The sequence below is a fragment of the Dyella thiooxydans genome, assembly GCF_001641285.1.
In the GTDB taxonomy this organism is placed as follows: Bacteria; Pseudomonadota; Gammaproteobacteria; order Xanthomonadales; family Rhodanobacteraceae; genus Dyella_A; species Dyella_A thiooxydans.
Map to the genome: position 1 here is coordinate 160,999 of NZ_CP014841.1, position 18,400 is coordinate 179,398.

14 protein-coding genes are annotated in these 18,400 nt (G+C 69.1%); 4 read left to right on the top strand and 10 right to left on the bottom strand.

Annotation, left to right across the window (positions count from 1 at the left end; genetic code table 11):
• Nucleotides 1–24 precede the first annotated feature (24 nt).
• Nucleotides 25–1,380, top strand: a complete 1,356-nt coding sequence (locus ATSB10_RS19130) for a hypothetical protein (protein ID WP_157468958.1) — start codon at nt 25–27, stop codon at nt 1,378–1,380.
• 111 nt (nt 1,381–1,491) lie between these two features.
• Here the strand turns inward: ATSB10_RS19130 and ATSB10_RS19135 are convergent, their stop codons facing one another.
• The 10 genes from ATSB10_RS19135 to ATSB10_RS00770 form a co-directional block, all read right to left on the bottom strand.
• A complete protein-coding gene (locus tag ATSB10_RS19135; protein ID WP_157468960.1) occupies nt 1,492–1,941 on the bottom strand; it encodes a hypothetical protein in 450 nt (149 codons plus the stop codon).
• 104 nt (nt 1,942–2,045) lie between these two features.
• Nucleotides 2,046–2,324, bottom strand: coding sequence for a hypothetical protein (locus tag ATSB10_RS00730; protein WP_063669972.1), 279 nt, complete (start codon nt 2,322–2,324; stop codon nt 2,046–2,048).
• Nucleotides 2,325–2,415: 91 nt separating this feature from the next.
• Entirely contained in the window at nt 2,416–4,458 is a 2,043-nt protein-coding gene (locus ATSB10_RS00735; RefSeq protein ID WP_063669973.1) for a glucosidase family protein, read from the bottom strand.
• A gap of 119 nt (nt 4,459–4,577) precedes the next feature.
• The gene (locus tag ATSB10_RS00740) at nt 4,578–5,408 is read right to left on the bottom strand and encodes a CDP-diacylglycerol diphosphatase (RefSeq protein ID WP_157468962.1); all 831 of its coding nucleotides are present in this window, start codon (nt 5,406–5,408) and stop codon (nt 4,578–4,580) included.
• Nucleotides 5,405–6,607 (bottom strand): M23 family metallopeptidase, encoded by a 1,203-nt coding sequence (locus ATSB10_RS00745; protein ID WP_169816689.1) that lies wholly within the window; start codon nt 6,605–6,607, stop codon nt 5,405–5,407. The genes ATSB10_RS00740 and ATSB10_RS00745 overlap by 4 nt, the downstream gene beginning before the upstream one ends.
• A gap of 314 nt (nt 6,608–6,921) precedes the next feature.
• The gene (locus ATSB10_RS00750) at nt 6,922–7,629 is read right to left on the bottom strand and encodes a dienelactone hydrolase family protein (RefSeq protein WP_063669976.1); all 708 of its coding nucleotides are present in this window, start codon (nt 7,627–7,629) and stop codon (nt 6,922–6,924) included.
• 161 nt (nt 7,630–7,790) lie between these two features.
• Complete coding sequence (locus ATSB10_RS00755) at nt 7,791–8,819, bottom strand: YncE family protein (protein ID WP_063669977.1); 1,029 nt, start codon at nt 8,817–8,819, stop codon at nt 7,791–7,793.
• A 31-nt stretch (nt 8,820–8,850) separates the two neighbouring features.
• The gene (locus ATSB10_RS00760; RefSeq protein WP_425478208.1) at nt 8,851–11,898 is read right to left on the bottom strand and encodes an efflux RND transporter permease subunit; all 3,048 of its coding nucleotides are present in this window, start codon (nt 11,896–11,898) and stop codon (nt 8,851–8,853) included.
• 14 nt (nt 11,899–11,912) lie between these two features.
• Nucleotides 11,913–12,995, bottom strand: coding sequence for an efflux RND transporter periplasmic adaptor subunit (locus ATSB10_RS00765; RefSeq protein ID WP_063669979.1), 1,083 nt, complete (start codon nt 12,993–12,995; stop codon nt 11,913–11,915).
• Nucleotides 12,992–14,374, bottom strand: coding sequence for a TolC family protein (locus tag ATSB10_RS00770; RefSeq protein WP_063669980.1), 1,383 nt, complete (start codon nt 14,372–14,374; stop codon nt 12,992–12,994). The genes ATSB10_RS00765 and ATSB10_RS00770 overlap by 4 nt, the downstream gene beginning before the upstream one ends.
• Before the next feature lie 160 nt (nt 14,375–14,534).
• Between ATSB10_RS00770 and ATSB10_RS00775 the strand changes: the two genes are divergently transcribed.
• The 3 genes from ATSB10_RS00775 (at nt 14,535) to ATSB10_RS00785 (ending at nt 18,399) form a co-directional block, all read left to right on the top strand.
• The gene (locus ATSB10_RS00775) at nt 14,535–15,200 is read left to right on the top strand and encodes a response regulator (protein WP_063669981.1); all 666 of its coding nucleotides are present in this window, start codon (nt 14,535–14,537) and stop codon (nt 15,198–15,200) included.
• Nucleotides 15,197–16,576: an ATP-binding protein gene (locus ATSB10_RS00780; protein WP_063669982.1), complete on the top strand. Its 1,380-nt coding sequence runs from the start codon at nt 15,197–15,199 to the stop codon at nt 16,574–16,576. The genes ATSB10_RS00775 and ATSB10_RS00780 overlap by 4 nt, the downstream gene beginning before the upstream one ends.
• Before the next feature lie 200 nt (nt 16,577–16,776).
• Complete coding sequence (locus ATSB10_RS00785; RefSeq protein WP_063669983.1) at nt 16,777–18,399, top strand: methyl-accepting chemotaxis protein; 1,623 nt, start codon at nt 16,777–16,779, stop codon at nt 18,397–18,399.
• The last annotated feature ends 1 nt before the right edge of the window (nt 18,400 follow it).

The following is an 18,400-nucleotide window of genomic DNA, read 5'->3' on the forward strand; positions in this document are numbered from 1 at the left end:
TTGAGGTCACAAGGGACGGTCGCCATGCATGCCAGTGCTACACAGATCTCCGACTGGGTCTTGGCTCGAGCCAGCCACACACAGCGCCATTACTTTAGCTACTTGGCTGTCCAAGTTGCGAACTATACGGTGCTCATCAAGGGCGTACTCCACATCAACGACACCGGCACCTTCTCCGCTCCGAACGAATACGTATGTGCTGACATCGTCGCGGGCTATGTCGAGATCCATCATTCGGAATTGCAATCATTTTGTGACTCCATCTCCAACGGATACATCATTATTCACCACCGCCGACTCGTCATGTCGGCCTCAGGGCTTGATCGAAGGCCCACTGTATTGACACCACCAAGCTCCCCGGGGCAATACGAGCAAACGCGCCTAGACACATGGAAGCTGATTGGTGAACTTCATGAGCTAAATTTGGATGCGGCGTATGACTGGGCACTGAAAGCGGGGGATCCACCTTACGACACACTGCTTGAATTGGTGCAGACCTATCGACTTGGGCCAATCCACGACGAATGCACGGTCGACTTGGTTGCATGGCAGGTAGTCCTTATTGATAACCTTTCGACTAACGACGGCCAAGTCGCCCTCATCAAAGTAAGAACGTTCGATAGTATCGATACAAACCAAATCAGCGTCGGCTACCGAACGGTCACAAAGGGAATCGCTCGCGATAGAGGAACCGTTCTCGGGAAAGACATCCCATGGCGTAAAGACGACAACTTCTTACTCGGTGACTTGGCTATTGCCGTCGAGCGCGGGGAGTGGGTTCAGTGCTACGCAAGATACGGCGGCCGCGCACAGCACCAATACTGGGTTCTTGATCCGAACACATCACAGAATCCTCGCAGAGCCGTATGGGAAATCAGTGACCCCAAGATTGAGCGCCTAACGAAGTGGATGCACGCCAAGGGAGATAAAAAGAGGCAGAGCGATTTTGAGCGAGCGATAGCTGTCACCGGATGGATGCTAGGTTTCGGCCCTCAGTACTTCGACCGCGAGAGTGGCTATAACACCAATGAGCCAGATGCGGTCTTCGCCTGTGACAGGGGAATCATGGTCGTTGAATGCACTCTTGAGCCGTTCGGTCCTGAAAAGGTTGCCAAGCTTGTTAAACGTACGCATTCCATAAGAATGGCGCTTGACATCAGTGGTCATTCGGCGATGCGCATTCTGCCTGTACTAGCCGTCGCGATGGAAGTTCCACCGAGCGCGGCACTAAGGAATGCTCACGAGAGCGGTGTGCTGGTCATTGCAGGACAAACAAAGTTAGACGAATTGCTCGGGAGAACGATGCGTTTCCCAGACGCGAATGCAGTGTTCGACCAGGCTTTCGCGGCCATGGCGGCCAAAAAAACTGGTGAAGAGTAAGGGTCGATTTTTCGGTCAAGAACTTATCAAGACTGCCAGGCGCTGGAGTTAAGCAGCGGCGTAGCCGTCTGCTTGGATGGCTGGTTTGGGTCGGAAGCGGATGTGAGAACCTCATCGCCCTTTCGGCTTCCAAAGCAACCGTGGCGCATAAGGAACCCGTCCTGTTCCATCATTGATGGTGATGACCTTGTGTCCAAAGCACTCCAAGAAGGCCACCATGCAGCCGGTCCCGCCAAATGGGTAACTTAGCGGGTTGAATAGCAAATGATGGCTTTGTCCGCGATCCTCGATAGTCATCAGGTCGTACTCGCCATCGGCAATGGAGTCGAGCATAGATCCGAGATCCCACTGCGGCCCTGGAAGCAGATGGCGCTGACCCGGCGGTGTTCCGAGCCACATCGCCGACCACTCGGCTCGTTCATCTTCCGACGGACTCCAAAAGAACGACCTTTCTCCATCAGTCAGCTGTGCGGAGAACACCGAGTCGTCCAAAGCCACCCCCTCTTCCTTCGAGGCTCGAATTTGTTCGAACAACGCCGTCGTACGGGCCAGCGTGGCCATGTCGATTGGCACGAACTCGACCGAACAGCAGTCCATTCTCTCCCCCAGCACGTCCGATATGAGAAGCGGTCACTCACTTCGCCTTTATCCGAGGCCCGGAAATGCTAGTCCTCGTCCATAGGGAATACATGCAACCCCGTGTCCTTCATCTTCATCGACACAAGAAGCTCTTCGACGACCCTGACTTCAATGGTCGGCGTTGGAGCGCTTCCTTCTTGCCCTACCAGCTCTGGGCGCAGCCATAACTCTTGGATCGCAATCCGCTTCGCCTCATCGATATCTGGCGCTTCCACTCGCTTGGTTATGAAGAAGCCGGAGAGTGAATTCCCGCCCTCACTCAAACGGAAATTGGCCCCTTCGAGGAATACGGCGTAGTTGCCCATTGATTCTCCAAATTCAGGCCTAGTGTCCACTTTGGGGCGATAACGCACCGGACTCACGATGCTTCTGCTGTAAGCAATCCTCGCGGCTCACTCAACCTCGATCCTTGCATTTGGCCGCTGTCCTGGCCGGCGCCGGAATCGCCAGGTACACCGTGCTCCACAACTGCGCCGCGTTGGACTCGTCCGCGTCCTTGCCGCTCGCTCCGAAGGCGGCGACCTGGTAGCGGCCTTCGGCGTAGTGCCAGGACCAGAGTTCCGAGTTGCTCATGTCGCGTGTGGCGTCGATGGCGTGCCACAGGCAGGCCTGCGCGCTTTCGAGGTGCCTGCGGGTGTTGGCCGGCAGGTCGGTGCGGGTGAGCTGGCGGGCGAGGCCGGCGGCGGTGAGGGCCTGCTGCCAGGACCACACCACGGTGCCGTGGTAGGCGCCGGGGGTGAAGCGCGCCTGTTCGGCCGTCGTTGCGAAGGCGGGGTTGGCGACCAGCATGCCGACCGGGGTCATCAGGCCGGCGGGGAACGGGCGGCGCAGCAGTTCGGCTTCGGCGTCGAGCTGCGCGGGACTCGGGTGGCCGAACAGCAGGGCGAAGCCGCCGTCGCTGTTCTGCACTCGGATCGGCTGGCCGTCGGCATCCAGCGACAGCGCCTGGAACTGCACGGGCCGGTCGCCGACGGCTCTCAGCGCGGGCGCGTTCGGTACGCCCATGGCCTTGGCGTAGGCGGCGATGTCCTGCTTCGCGGTGGCCGTGTCGACGTGGACGGTGAACAGCGCGGGGGCCTTCTCGCGCCAGACCTTGGCGGCATGGGCGAGGCCGGCGAGCATCGCTTGGTCTTGCTTGCTGGCGTACGGCGTGAGCAGACCGCTGCGGTACAGCGCGCTGGCGGCGTCGAGCGCGGCGGGGATCAGGATCGCGTTGACGTCGTAGGCGTAGCGGCCGCCGCCGAGGCCGTCGTTGCTGTCGCGCCAGTCGCCCACCGGTACGCCGGGCTTGAGCGAGACCAGGTTCGCCGCGACCGGATCGGCCGCGAAGGCCTGGGTGTGCGCCGCGATGTAGCGCAGGTTGCGCATCAGCGCATCGCCGGCGTGTGCGTCGCCCAGCTTGCCGGCGAGGAACGCCTTGGCGCGGGCCTGGCCGCGCGCGTCGTCGAGCAGCCAAGCCTGCGTCACCGGGGCGAGCAGGTAGTCGCTGTCGACCATCTTGTAGTCGTACACCGGGGCGTCGGAGCGCGAGCCGTCGGTCTTCATGTGATCGAGGATGGCGAACTCGCCGATGTCCTCCTCGTGCGCCACCTGGCCGTCGGGCGACAGGCGCTCCAGCACCGAGCGCAGGCCGGTCTCCACCGCCGCCGGTTGCAGCGCGGGCATCAGCAGGCGCACCGACATCAGCGTGTCGCGGCCGAAGTAGGTGTCGAAGCGCCAGGAACCGGCGAGGTACTTCTCGCGGTAGCTGAGGAAGGCCAGTGCCTCCCGCGCGGCCCGGTCGTCCTGCGCATGCGCGTTGAGCAGTGCATGGCCGGACACCGGCGTGAGCGGCTTCTCGCCGGAGAGCGCGGTGATGGTCAGCGTGATGTCGCCGTCGGGGCCGGCGACGAAGCGGCCGTCATGCAGCGTGCCGTGCACGGCAGTGAGCGAGAGCGCATAGCCGGGGGCACCGTCAAGGCGGTCGCGCGACCAGGCGAGGGTGTTGCCGTTGGCGCGCGCGTCGGTGAGTACGGGCTTCGGCGCGGTGCCCAGGCCCTGGTAGTCGCGCAGCACGCGGATGCTGGAGAGCACGGCCTGCTTCGGCGCCAGCGCGGCGGTGTGGAGGGTGGCGGTGAAGCGCACGCCGTGCAGCGGGCGTCCCTTCGCGTCGGCCTGGGTCAGTGGCGTGGCCGGGCCATCGAAGCGCCATGTGGCGGGCGCAGACACCGCATCGAACCACAGCCCCACGCCGCTGTTGCCGGCCGGGAAGGCGACGATCAGCCGTGGGTCCGTGCCCGAGCGCAGCACGATGTGCGCGGCGACGTCGCCCTGGCGCACGAAGCGGTTGAGGTTGAGGCCTTCGCTGCGGTCGAAGGTTTCCGCGCCCGTCGCCAGCGTCGCCTGCGCCACGCCCAGCACCAGTGCGCCGATCACGCCCACCCATTGCCTTGCCTGCATCGGATCGTCCCGTCGTGTTCGCCGGTCGGTGCCCGGCCGAGCGGCCATGCTAGCGCGCTGGCGGACGCAAGAACGTCGTACTGCCGCCCACGGGTGGGGCGGGTGTCTTCCCGTGCGGGTCAGAGCGCCGGCGGGCGGCGGGCCAGCGTGCAGTCGACGTCCTGCAGTTCTTCGGTGTTGGCGCGGTCGTCCGGACCGATCCGGTCGCTGAGCAGGATGAAGCCGGGTCGGGCCGGGCCGCGCGAGGCGCCGACCACGGCGAGCCCGTGCATGGCCATGCGGTCACCCGCGGGCAGTGCGCGGGCGAGGTCGGCGAAAGGATTGATGTGCAGATCGACACCATCCACCCAGCGCGCCATGTAGCGATGGCCGTGGGGCGGCAGGCCGACGGGCAGCCAGCGCCAGTGGTAGGAGATGTGCCGCAGCTGGCGGGCGAGCGCATCGCGCACGTCGCGGCGCATGCAGTCGACGTGGATGTGCAGCTGGTTCTGCGAACGCCCCTCCGGCGAGTTCACCACCAGGCCGAGCGACTCGCGCGGCTGCGTCGAGCCGAGCGCGGCCTCCACGTAAAGCCGTGCGCGCCAGGCTGCGGCGAGGTAGTTGGGCGCGTCGGGCCGGATCAGTTCCGGGCTCTCGATGCCCTGCGTGCGGGCCAGCGGCAGCACCAGGTACTGGTAGGCGCCGTGGCGGTCCTTCAGCACGGCGTAGCCGCCCGGCCCCTGGTGCACGGCGGCGCAGGGCGAGGGCGGATAGACGCCGCTGGCTGCCGCGGGGGCGCAGTGGTCGTGGACGATCTTCCAGAGAGCGTCCGGATCCTCGTGATGCGTGGCCTTCCAATCGGCCTGCGGCACCATTGCCGCTCCAGCCTGAGATTGCGCCTGCGCTGTCGCGCTCAGGCCGAAGGCCAGGACGAGGGCGGCGAACACGGTGCGGGAGGCGAGGGAGGTCACGAAGTCTGCTGCACGCTGGCGATGAGGTGGCGGAGGCGTTTGCGCTGGTGGGTGTCGAGCCGCGCAGCGACGGTCAGTGGAGCGTGGCGCAGGGGGTCGACGCGTACACCATGTTCCCAGATCTCGTAGTAAAGGTGGGGTCCGGTGGAGAGCCCGGTGCTGCCGACGTAGCCGATCACCTGCCCCTTGTGCACCCGGCTGCCCGGGTGCAGCTTCGCGGCGAAGCGACTCAGGTGGCCGTAGCGTGTACGCAGCCCGTGGGCATGTCGGATCTCCACCACCCGGCCGTAGCCGCCGTGCCAGTCGCACAGGCTCACCGTGCCGTCCATCGCCGCATGCACCGGGGTGCCGATGGGGGCGGCGTAGTCGATGCCGCGATGGAACTCGCGTCCGCCCAGCACCGGCTGGATGCGCCAGCCCCAGCCGGAGGAGATCCGCGCGTGGTTCACCGGGTGGCGCGGCCGCAGCACTTCGAAGCCGCGGCCGTGGGCGCTGACGACGTAGTCGTGCCCCTTGGCATCGATGTAGTGATACGCCCGCCACATGTGGCCGTGGGCTTCCAGCGCCACCATCGCCAGCCGGTGGCCCGCGCCGTGGCGAGGATCCTCCAGCATCGCGAGGCGGTAGTGGCTGTCCTTCGGCAGGGTCGCCGGCAGGTGCCAGACGTGGTGCGCGTAAGCGGCCAGGGCCTCCACCACCGGACGTCGGCCGACCACGTCGGCCAGCGCGCTGGCGAGCCTCGTGGCCGCCGGCAGCGGCTCGGTGACAGTCACCTGCGAGCGCAGCGGGTGCGCGACCGACGCTCCGGCGCCGGCGAGCGGCACGGTGACCACCGACGCACGGATGCCGACCAGGCTGGCCACGGTCGGCTCCTGCGCGGCTCGATGTCGCCCGGCGCGATCGGACCGCACGCGCAGGCGGCCGATCGTGGCGGGGTGACCGTCGACCCGGGCGATGCACAGGTCCAGATGATCGCCGGGGCGCATGCTTCGCAGCGCGTGGCGGTCGGTGTCGCCGGCGCGGGCCAGCCAGTTGGCGAAGGCATGCGCGTCCACGCCATCGCGGCGCGCCAGCGCCACCGCGGTGTCACCCGGGCGGATGTCGTGATGGTGGGAAATGCAGGAGGTTTCGACGGGATGGGCCGGCACGGCGGCAACGCACATCAACCACAGGGAACACGCCAGGAGCCATCGCCTCATCCACATCCTCGTCTGCTTGTCGTTGCCGGTCCGATCGTCATCCCGCCATGCGACGGCCGCTGCGCGTGCCGTGACGACGGACCGCAGAACGGTGCGCTGCCCTCGCAGCGGGATGATTCGGGTTGCAGATGCCCCGGGGCCACGCATGCGGTCCGCAGGCGGGCAAGCGGCAGATGGGACCGCGCGGCGGCGGCGGTGTTCCCCCGATCCGGCGCAGCATCCTGCGAAATGTGTGTGGCGCGTCGATGCCGCAAAAAGCGACGGCCCGGGAAGCGCGCCTCCCAGGCCGTTGCGGTCACACGTGGAAGAACCGATCAACCCCAGAGCGTGCGGCCGAAGAAGGTCAGCGTGCGGTCCCACGCGTGCGCCGCCCACACCGGGTCGTACTGGGTGCGGCTGATGCGGCCGGGGCCGGCGGCGGTCTCGTTGGCAAACCCGTGATAGGCGAGATAGTGGTGGAACTCGACGCTCACGCCGGCATCCTTGAGCTTGGCCTCCAGCTTGTCGGCGTTGTCGATCGGGAAGAACTCGTCCTGCGTGGCCCAGTGGCCGAGCACCGGCGCGGTGATCTTGCCCGCGTCGATGTACTCCAGCGGCGGCATGCCGTACCAGGTGGCGCCGGCATCCACCGCCACGCCCTGGCCGAGCGCCAGCACGGTCAGCGCGCCGCCCATGCAGAAGCCGGTGAGGCCGACCTTGCGCGAGCGCTGGCGCAGGTAGGCCACCGCACCGGCGATGTCCTGCGTGGCGGCGTCGGCGAAGTTCAGGCCTTCCATCAGGTGGTGCGCCTCCTCTTCCTCCACCGTGCTCTTGCCGCGGTACAGGTCGGGCACCAGCGCGAAGTAGCCGCAGCGCGCCAGGCGGTCGGCGACGCCGCGGATCTGGTCGTTGAGGCCCCACCACTCCTGGATCACGACGATGGCGGGCGCGCCCTCGGCGCGGGCCGGCGTGGCCAGGTATCCCTGCACGTCCTTGCCGTCGGGGCGCTTGAAGGTGACCGTGGATCCGGAATGAGTCGTCATGGCGATGCCTCGCTGGTTGATCGGGAGAGAGGGGGGAGGGCGGGGCGCGTGCGGCGCCCCGCGCATGCGATGCGGCCCGACACCGGGACGGGGCCGATCATCGCGGCCGCAAACCTACGACCCGTCCAGCATATCGGATGCGCGCCCGGTTCCGCGTTGCCTCAGTGCGCCACTTCCAGCACCACGAAGCTTCCCGGCTCGGCCATCGGCCAGCCGCGCGCGTTGCGCTTGCTGCCCAGCGTGGCGGCGGACAGGTAGATGCGCTGCGTGGTCGGGTCCAGCGCCATGGTGCGCGCGCTCTTCTGCGTCGGCACGGTGGCGGCCACGCTGTAGTGGTCGGCATCGACCTGGTGCACCACGGTCAGCGTGCCGCTCTCGCCGTTGGAGCTGTAGACCGTGCCGGTGGACGGATCGAACGCGGCGGCATCCGGGCCCTCGCCGATCGGCACGGTGGTCACCACGGCGCCCTTGTCGACGTCGGATACCGCCATCACGCGGTTGTCGCAGACCGAGAAGGCGCGACGATGTGCGGCGTCGAGGGCCAGCCCGCTGGGCGATTCGCACGGTGCCAGCGACCAGGTGCGCAGCAGTTTGTCGCTGGCGGTGTCGATCTCGGCCAGCTCGGACTTGTCCTCGATGTTCACGTACAGATGCCCCTTGCCGTCCGCCACCGCGAACTCGGGCTTGCCGGGCAGGGCGATGGTCGCCACCACGGCGCGCTTCGCCGGATCGACCACGCTGGCCGAGTGGCTGCGGCCATTGAGCGTGAACACGTGGCCGGAGGCCGGGTCGAAGGCGATCGCATCGGGGTTCTCGCCGGTGCCGCGGACGGTCGCCAGCACCTTCAGGGTGTCGAGGTCGAACACGGTCACCGAGGCAGCGCGGCCGTCGCTGGTGAAGCCTTCCCGGCGCGCGGGATCGAAGGCGATGCCGTGCACGCCGCTGGTGCCGGGGATGGTGCCGGACAGTTTGCCGGTGGTCGTGTCGACCACCATCACGCGGTCGCCGCGGCTGACAAACAGGTGGTGGCGTGCCGTGTCCACCGCGAGGTAGTCCCAGCCGCCGGGGCCGCCGAGGGCGAGACGGTCGACGACGTGCAGCGGCGTGGCCGGGGCCGTGCCGGCGGCGAACGCCGGCGCGAGGACGCCGGCGAGCAACAGTGCAAGGGCGGTGCGCGGAAGGGCGGTCATGGCGGGTTTCCTCGTCGGGTTGGCGGTGGGGTCAGGGTGACGTGCGGCTACGCTGCAGCAGGGCGTAGAGCACCGGCATCACCAGCAGTACCAGCGGAAGCTGCAGCAGCATGCCGGCGATGATCGCGATGGCCAGCGGCTGCTGCATCTGCGAGCCCTGGCCGATCGCCAGCGCCAGCGGCAGCAGGGTGAGGATCGCCGCCAGCGTCGACATCAGGATCGGGCGCGTACGGTGCCTGCCGGCGCGGTGCAGGGCGTCATGCAGCGGCAGCCGCTCCGCCGTCTCGTCGGCCTCGGCCTGCTGCAGTTCGGAGAAGTAGAAGATCGCCACCTCGGTGACGATGCCGACGATCATCGTCATGCCCATCATCGAGGAGATGTTCAGCTCGATGCCGGTCACCCACAGGCCGATGAACACTGCCGGCAATGCCAGCAGCGGCATCGCCATGATCGCCAGCGCGACGCGGAAGCTCTCGTACAGGAACAGCAGCAGGGTGAACACCAGCGCGATCGCCGCCACCATCACGATGGTCAGGCCGCGGAACGCCTGCTGCTGCTGGTGATAGACGCCGCCGAGCTGGTAGAACATGCCCTTCGGCAGCACGCCCGGCTTGCCCAGCGCGGCCTTCACGTCGGCGATCGCCGAGCCCAGGCTGCGGCCGCTGATGCGGCCGGTGACCGCGACCATGCGCTTGAGGTTGTCGCGGGTGATCTGCGGCTGGCCCTGCACCGGGGTGATCGTGGCCAGCTCGGACAGCGGCAGGTGATGGCCATTCGCGGTGCGGATCGGCAGCGAGTCGATGGAGCCGACATCGCGCCGCGCGCTGTGGTCCAGCCGCACGCGCACGCCGACCACCTTGCCTTCGGCCGGCAGCTGCGCCGCCACGGTGCCGTCCACGGCGGCGTTGACCTGGGCCACCACACCGGCCGGATCCAGCCCGGCCAGGGCGGCGCGTGCCGGATCGACGTGGATCTCCAGCGCGTCGCCGGCGGGGTTGATGCCGTTGCGCACGCCGACCACGCCGGGGATCTTGCCGATCAGCGCGGCGACCTTGCCGGCGGTGTCGTTCAGCTGCTTCGGATCCTCGCCGTACAACTGCACCTCGATCGGCTGCGGCACGGCCACCAGGTCGCCGATCAGATCCTCCATCAACTGCGACAGTTCGATGTCCAGGCCGGGCACCTTGGCTTCCACCTGCTGGCGCACCTGCGTCATCACGGTCTCGGTGCTGGGGCGCGAGCCGCTTTTCAGGCGCACGAAGAAGTCGCCTTCGTTGGCCTCGGTGAGGCCGCCACCGAGCTGCGCGCCGGTGCGGCGGGAATAGGTGTCGACGTAGGGGTTGGCGCGGATGATGGTTTCCACCTGGCGCAGCAGGCGGTCGGTTTCCTCCAGCGAGGTGCCCGGTGGCGAGATGTAGTCGAGGATGAAGCCCCCCTCGTCCATCTGCGGCATGAAGCCGGTGCCGACCCGCGTGTAGGCCAGTCCGCCCAGCGCCAGCAAGGGCACCACCAGCGCCAGTACCAGTACAGGACGTTTCAGCCACGCGGCCAGCGTGCGCTCGTAGCCGGCCATGACGCGCCGGCCGAAGCGGCTCGGTGGCGGCTCGTCGCGGTGCTTGCGGTCGAGGAAGCGCTCGGCCAGCAGCGGCACGGCGATCCAGGTCAGCAGGTAGGAGATGATGAGCGCACTGGCCATGGTCAGCGACAGCGCCTTGAAGAACGCGCCGGTGACGCCCGAGAGGAACGCCAGCGGCAGGAAGATCACCACCGTCGCCGCGCTGGAGCCGGTCAGCGGCCGGGTGAACTCCCACGCCGCGCCGGCGATGCGCTCGTGCACCTGCGCTTCGTCGGTGCCCCCGCCGAGCCGGCGCATGATGTGCTCGAGCATCACGATCACGTCGTCGATGATCAGGCCGACCGCCGCGGCCATGCCGCCCAGCGTCATCATGTTGAAGCTCATGCCGAGCACGCGCAGCAACAGCACGGTGACCGCCAGTACCGCCGGCACCACGATCAGCGCGACCAGGATCACCCGGGTGTTGCGCAGGAACACGAACAGCACCAGCCCGGCCAGCACCACGCCGATCAGGATCGCGTCGCGCACACTGCCGGCGGCGTGGGTCACCAGCTGGGTCTGGTCGTACCAGTTGGCCACGGTAACGCCGGCCGGCATCTGCGGCGCGAAGTCGGCCAGGCGCTGCTGCACCTCCCTGGCGATCTGCACGCTGTTGCCGTCCGGCTGCTGGTAGACCTGCAGCAGCACCGCGTTCTGGCCGTCGGCGTTCACCTTGATCCACTGCGGCACGTGGTCGAGGCGCACCGTCGCCACGTCGCGCAGGCGCACCACGCCGGCGGGCGACGCACGCAGCACCACGTCCTCCAGCGCCTGCACCGTGCGCGGCTGGTTGTTCGCCAACAGCAGGAACAGCTTGTAGTGGTCGGACACGCGGCCCATCGCGTCGATGGTGGCCGCCTGCGCCACGGCCTGGGTCACGTCGTCCAGGCTGAGGTTGAACGCGCGCAGCTTGTCCGGATCGACGTCGGCATGGAACTCGGCCACCTCGCCACCCTGCACGCCGACGTGGGCCACGCCGTTGATGCCGCTGAGCAGCGGGCGCAGCTGGTACTCGGCCAGGTCGTGCAGCTGGCTCGGCGAGAGCGTGTGCGAGCGCAGGCTGTAGGCCAGTACCGGAAAGGTGGTGGGGTCCATGCGCCGGGTGCTGAGCTGGGTACCTGGCGGCAGCTGCGGCAGGATCTGCCCGGCCGCCGCGTTCACTTCCTGCAGCGCGCGCGCCATGTCCGCGCCCCAGTCGAAACGCACCGCGATGTCGGCGCTGCCGCGGCTGGTGGTCGAGCGCACGTCGCGCACGCCGCGCACGCGGCGCACCGCTTCCTCCACCGGCGTGGTCACTTCGATCGCCATCTGGTCGGCCGGGCGGTCGCCCGCATCCAGGGTGACCTGGATGCGCGGGAACGCCACGTTCGGGAACAGCGCCACCGGCATCAGGAACGCGCTGGCGATGCCGCCGAGCGCCATCATCAGGGCCAGGAACAGCAGCGAGCGCCGGTGTCGCTGCATCCACAGCGACAGGTTCACTTCGACGCCTCGCGCACGCGGTCGCCGTCGGAAAGCTCGTACACGCCCTGCACGATCACCTTCGCCTTCGCATCGAGCGGACCGTCGACGCCGACCGGATCGCCGTCGCCGCTGCGCAGGGTGACGTCGACGCGGTGCGCCTTGTCGCCCTGGACCTGGAACAGGTAGTCGCCATGGTCGTCGTGCAGCACGGCGGCGCGCGGCACCGACCACGCGGTGATGTCCGACACCTGGATGCGCGCGTGTACCGCGGTGCCGTCGGCCAGCGCGGCGTCGGCCGGCAGGGTGGCGCGCACCGGCAGCAGGCGCGACTGCGGATCGACCGCCTGGCCGACCACGGTGACGGCGCCGGTGAGCGCCTTGCCATCGCCGTACACGTTGTCCAGTTCGACGGTCTGGCCGGGCTTCAGTTGCGGGCCCGCTGGCGGCGGCACGCCGAGTTCGGCGACCAGCGCGTGGTCCGGCGCGAAGCCGAGCAGTGGTGCATTGGCGGCGAAGCGTTCGCCGCGGGCCACCGAGATGCTGGTGACCACGCCATCGGCCGGCGCGGCCAGCGTCTCGCGCGCTGCACCACCGCCGAGCGCACGCTGCGCCTGCAAAGCCGCTTCGGCATCGGCGAGGTTCTTGCGCGCGGCCGCCAGTTGCGACTGCGTGGCGAGCCGCTGGCTGGCGAGCTGCTGCGTGCGCTGCAGTTCGTTCTTCGCCAGCGTCAGCGCACTCTGCGCCTGCGCCACCGCGGCCCGCGCGGCCGGGTCGGGCGCGATCGCCAGTAGCGCCTGGCCACGCTTCACGCGCTGGCCGGGCGCCACCTCCAGCGCTTCCACCTGGCCGCCGTGGCCGAGGCTGAGAGTACGCGAGCGGGCAGGATCGGTCACCGCGCGGCCCCAGGCTTCCACCGTCGCGTGGAAGGCGGCGCGGGTGGGCGTCACCGTCTGCACGGCGACCACGCCTTTTGCGCTGGGAGCGGCGTCATCGTCGTCGTCACCGCCGGCACTGCCGCCGCACGCGGCGAGCAGGGCAGCCAGCAGCAGCGGCGAGGCGAGCAGCAGGAGACGGGTCGGGGGGAGCTTCGGTGTCATGGCGCGGCCTTGCGGTCGTCGGAGGTGGAGGCCAGGTCGGTGTTGCCCAGCAGGGCCTCGAGCGCGATGGCATCGGTGCCGCGCTGCTGGCGCAGGTCGATCAGGGCGAGGTCGGCGGCCAGCGCGTTGCCGCGCAGGCTGAGGTAGGTCGGCCAGTCGAGGTCGCCGCGGGCCCAGGCCGCTTCGGCGGCGCGGCGGCCGGCGTCGAGCGCACGCGCGTGGACGGTCAGCGTGGCCAGTCGCGCATCCAGCGTGGCCAGGTCGGCCTGCAGGTGGCGGATGTCGCCGTGCGCGGCGAGCAGGCGGCTGCGGTAGTCGTCGCGCAGCTGCTCGCGGGTGGTGGTGGCGATGGCGATGTTGCCGCGGTTGCGGTTGAACAGCGGCAGGCTGATGCCGACGCTGAAGCCGTTGGTGTAGACGGCGCTGGTGTCGCGCGCGGTGTTCACGCCCAGCGTGATCGCCGGGAACTGCGCGCGGATGGCCTCGCGCAACGAGGCCTCCTGTGCCGCGTAGCCGGCCTGCAGGGCGAGCAGGTCGGGGCGTCGCCGGGGCAGCGCGGTCAGCGCGGCATCGACCTGTGCCGTGGTGGGCGTGACGTCGTAGCCGGCTCCGACCAGCGACAGCGGAGCCTCCGGGGACAGGCCCAGCAACTGGTGCAGGTCGGCTTCGGCCTGGTGCAGCGCCAGCGCGTTGTCGGCGCGCTGCTGGCGCACGTCGGACAGGGCGTTGAGCCCGGCGCTGGCCTGGTCGTGGGTGAGGTTGCCGGCACGCAGGGCGGCCTGCACGTGCGCATCCAGCGGGGCCAGCGCGCGCTGTTCGGCATCGAGTTCGCGCTGCTTCGCGCGCAATGCCTGCACCTGGTCGAACAGAAGGCGCGATTGCGCCACCGTCTGCCATTCGGCCCAGAGCAGGTCCAGGTTCACCTGCCGCGCCTGCTGGCGGGCCGCCGCGACGCGCGAGGAGCGCAGCAGCAGCGAGGTGATGTCGGCGCTGAGGCCGAGGTTGAAGGCGCTGGTCAGGCCCGGGCCGCTGTGCCGCGGGAAGTCCATGCCGGCGTCGAGCTGCGGATCCGGCAGCAGGCCGGCGTCGAAGGCCTGGGCTCGCGCGACGCCGAGCGCATCGCGCTGGGTGCGCAGGTCCGGGTTGTTGGCGACCGCCAGCGTGGCCACCTCGGTGACGTCCAGACCGTCGGAGGGGTCGAAACGATGTGCCGGCAACCAGCTGCGCGGCGCCGGGGCGACCAGGTCGGCGACACGTCGCGCACCGGCCTGGTTCGGCAACGGCCGCGCGTGGTAGCTGGTACAGCCGGTCAGCAGCACGGCAGCCAGCAACGCGGGCCATCGGGCGGTCGCCGGTCGCGCGGAGGAGGGGCGGGGCATGCGTGGTGTCCGCGATCGAAAACGGTCACGCTAGCGGGCCTGGCTTCGGTTCACCTTAGCGGCCGGGCGGGTGCCGGAGGCAGCGTTAAGCTTGTTCGAAGGTTGATGCGGCATGGTTCCCCGGATCGCCGCAACGGCGCAGGACAGACGAGGGCAAGGCGTGCACATCCTTCTGGTCGAGGACGATCCGCAACTGGGCGCCGCCATCCAGCGCGCGCTGGAGCGGCTCGCCTACACCGTCACCTGGCTGCGCGACGGCCAGTCGGCGATCGCCGGCCTGGCCGACGGCAGCGCCGACCTGGTGTTGCTCGACCTGGGCCTGCCGCGGCGCGACGGGCTGGAGGTGCTGCGTGAGGCACGCCGGCAGAAGGTCGCCACGCCGGTGATCGTGATGACCGCCCGCGACAGCGTGGAGGCACGCGTCAGCGGGCTGGACGCCGGCGCCGACGACTACCTGGTCAAGCCATTCCACCTCGACGAACTGGCCGCGCGGATCCGCTCGGTCTCGCGTCGCCACCACGGGGTGGCGGCGAACCGGCTGGAGGTGGGCGCGATCAGCATGGACCTGGGCAGCGCCGAGGTCAGTTACCGCGGCGAGCGGCTGGACCTGACCCGGCGCGAGTTCGCCCTGCTGCAGGCGCTGATGGAGCGCGCCGGTCACATCGTGCGGCGCGAGACGCTGGAGAACTCCATCTACGGTTTCGACAACTCGGTCGGGCGTGGCGCGCTGGAAGTGCTGATGCATTCGCTGCGCCGCAAGCTCGGTGCCGATGCGGTGCAGACCGTGCGCGGCTTCGGCTACATGATGCCGCGGGAACCGGCATGAGGCCGTCGAGCCTGCGCTGGCGGCTGCGCTGGCTGGTGATCGGCGCGCTGGTGGCGGTGCTGGTGCCGCTGGGCCTGTTCAGCATGCGCATCACGCTGCGCGAGATGGACGAGCTGGCTGACGGCCGGCTGGCGCAGGCCGCCCATGTGCTGCAGCTGATGGTGCGTGGCGCCGGCATCGATGCGCTGGCCGGTTCCGCCCGGGCGCCCGGCCAGCCGCCAGCGACACTGGCGCAGTCGCGCCACACATTCGAGTCCGAGGTCGCCTTCCAGGTGATCGATCGCGACGGTCGGGTGCGCCTGGCCACCGCGAACTTCGCGGCCCTGCCGGTGCACATGGCGGTCGGCGCGGGCTTCGCCGACATCGAGTGGCAGGGCTATCGCTGGCGCACCTACCGCACCTGCGACGTACCGGCGGGGGTGTGCATCGTGGCCGGCGAACGCTACGACAGCCGTCACGACATCCTGCGCGCGTTGTGGCTCGACCACGCCTTGCTGCTGGTGGTCGGCTTGCCGTTGATCGCCCTGCTGGTGGGCTGGGCGGTGCGCCGCGGCCTGCGGCCGCTGGACCGGTTGGCCGACAACCTGGCTGCGCGTGCGCCAGGGAGCCGCGAGCCGGTGGCGCTCGAGGCCGCCCCCACCGAGCTGCGCCCGGTGGTGCAGGCGCTCAATACCCAGCTCGCGCGGCTGGAGGATGCGCTGGAGCGCGAGCGCCGCTTCAGCGCCGACGTGGCGCACGAGCTACGCACGCCACTGACCACCAGCCTGATCAGCGTGGAGGGCGCGATCGGCAATGCCGACCCGGCCGATGCCGATGTCGCGCTCGGCCAGGCGCAGCAGGCGTTGAACGGACTGGCGCGACGGGTCGAGCAGTTGCTGGTGCTGGCGCGGCTGGAGGCCGGTGTCGTGGACCGGCCGCGGGAGACGGTCGACCTGGTGCCGCTGGCCGGCGAAGTGATCGAGGAGCTTGCGCCGATGATCGGCGAGCGCCACGTCGACGTGACGCTGGAAGTGCCTGACGTGCCGGTTCGTGTCAGCGGCTATTCCGCGGGTCTGCTGGCGCTGATCCGCAACCTGGTCGACAACGCCCTGCGGCACGTCTCCGAGGGCGGCCACGTGCTGCTCGCGCTGGGGCAGGTCGGTACCGCCGTGCGGATCGAGGTGACCGACGATGGCCCCGGCATTCCGCCGGAGCGCCGGCACGAAGTGTTCGCCCGCTTCCACCGCGAACCGGGCGGACACAACGAGGGCTACGGCGTGGGCCTGTCCATCGTGCAGCGGGTGGCCGAACTGCATGGCGCCACCATCGAGCTGCTCGATGCGCCCTGGGGTCGCGGTCTGTCGGTGCGCGTAAGCCTGCCGCTCGCCACCGCCTGAGCGCGCCGCGTCACAAAAATGCAGCCGGACCGCGCGAGCATGCAGTGCTGCGTGGTTGCGCGGCGTGGTTTCGACAGGAACACGGATGGCCTGTCATGAATCGTGCAACATATTGAAATAAAAGAGAAATATAGGAAATTTCGCTCAAGTTTCCGGTGCCGCCCGCCGCTAAGCGCACGTTCTCGACTGCCGGCCATCCCATGCTTCCGCGCCTGTCTCTTCCCTCGCTGTCCTCGTTCGGCGCCCGCCTGATTGCCCGTCTCGCCGGCACCGTCGCGCTGTTGCTGCTGGTGCTGGCGGTCTCGGCCGGATTGCTCAGCCGCTCGGACACCCGGCTGCAGGGCGTGGTGTCCGAAACGCTGGCGCCGGTGTCGGCGGTGGGGCGCATCCAGAACGATGCCAACGAGGTGCTGCAGACGCTCACCCATGCCGCGCTCACCGAGCTGCCCTCGTCGGTGGACGATGCCAGGACGCTGATCAAGGCACGTCGCATGGACATCGCCAGGTACCGCAAGCGGCTCGAGGACAGCGGCTTCGGTATCCGCCAGCACAAGGCGTTGGCGCTGGTCGATGCGCACAGTGCGGCATTCGACCAGGCGGTGGACGAGACCATGCAGTTGCTCGAGGCCGAGCAGTTCGACCTGGGCCGGCTGAAGGTGTCCAACGACGTGCAGGATGCCTACGGCCCGCTGAAGAGCGACTTCTCCAACCTGTTCGCCGCGGCGCTGGACGATGGCCAGGCTGCCGCCGCCACGCAGCACCGGACCAACCGCATCGGCCTGTACGTGCTGGTCGTCGTGGCGCTGGCGGCGCTGGGGCTCACGCTCTGGATGGACCTGCGCATCCTGCACCAGCTCACCGGTCGGCTGGCGGCCGCCACGCAGGTGACCGCGCGGATCACCGAGGGTGCGCTGGGCGCGCCGGTCGACCCCGGCCATGACGACGAAATCGGTCGGCTGCTGCACGGCCTCAAGGGCATGGACCAGCAGCTCGCGCAGGTGGTCCGCCGGGTGCGCCAGCGTGCCGCCGAGCTCGACCAGGGGGCGTCGAGCATGGCCGACGGCAACGATGCACTGAGCCAACGCACCGAACTGCAGGCGATGCGGCTGGAGCAGACCTCCGGCGCGATGTCGCGCGTCGCCGCCACGCTGGCGGGCCATCGCGAACACGGTATCCAGGCCGATCGCGCAGTGGTCGAGGCGCGGACCCAGGCCGGGCTCGGCCGCACCGCCGTCGGCGAGGCGATCGATTCGATGGGGGCGATCCAGACCACCAGCCGCAGCGTCGGCGAGATGCTCGACCTGATCGACCAGGTTGCCTTCCAGACCCGGCTGCTCGCGCTCAATGCGGCGGTCGAGGCGGCGCGCGCCGGCGAGCATGGCAGGGGCTTCGGCGTGGTCGCCAGCGAAGTGCGCGAACTGGCGCAGCGCTGCTCCGAAGCGGCACGTGACATCCGCGGCCTGGTGACCGACAGCGAGCAGGCGGTGCGCGCCGGGATGGAGCGGGTGAACCGCACCGGCGAGGTGATCGACAGCATCGGCCACAGCGTCGAGCGCCTGGCCGAAACGGTAACGGTGATCCTCGCCGCCGGCCGCAGCCAGGCCGAAGAGATCGCCGCGGCCAGTCAGGCGGTGACCGCGATGGACGCGATGACCCAGGAGAACGCCGCACTCGGCGAGCAGGCCGCAGCGGCGAGCCGGGCCATGCTGGAATCGGTGACCGCGCTGGTGTGCGACGTGGATTTCTTCCGCCTGCCGGACCTGCATGGGGTGGTACCGGAACCGTCGCGCGCGGCACCGGTCGTCGACGAGGCGGCGGCCTGAG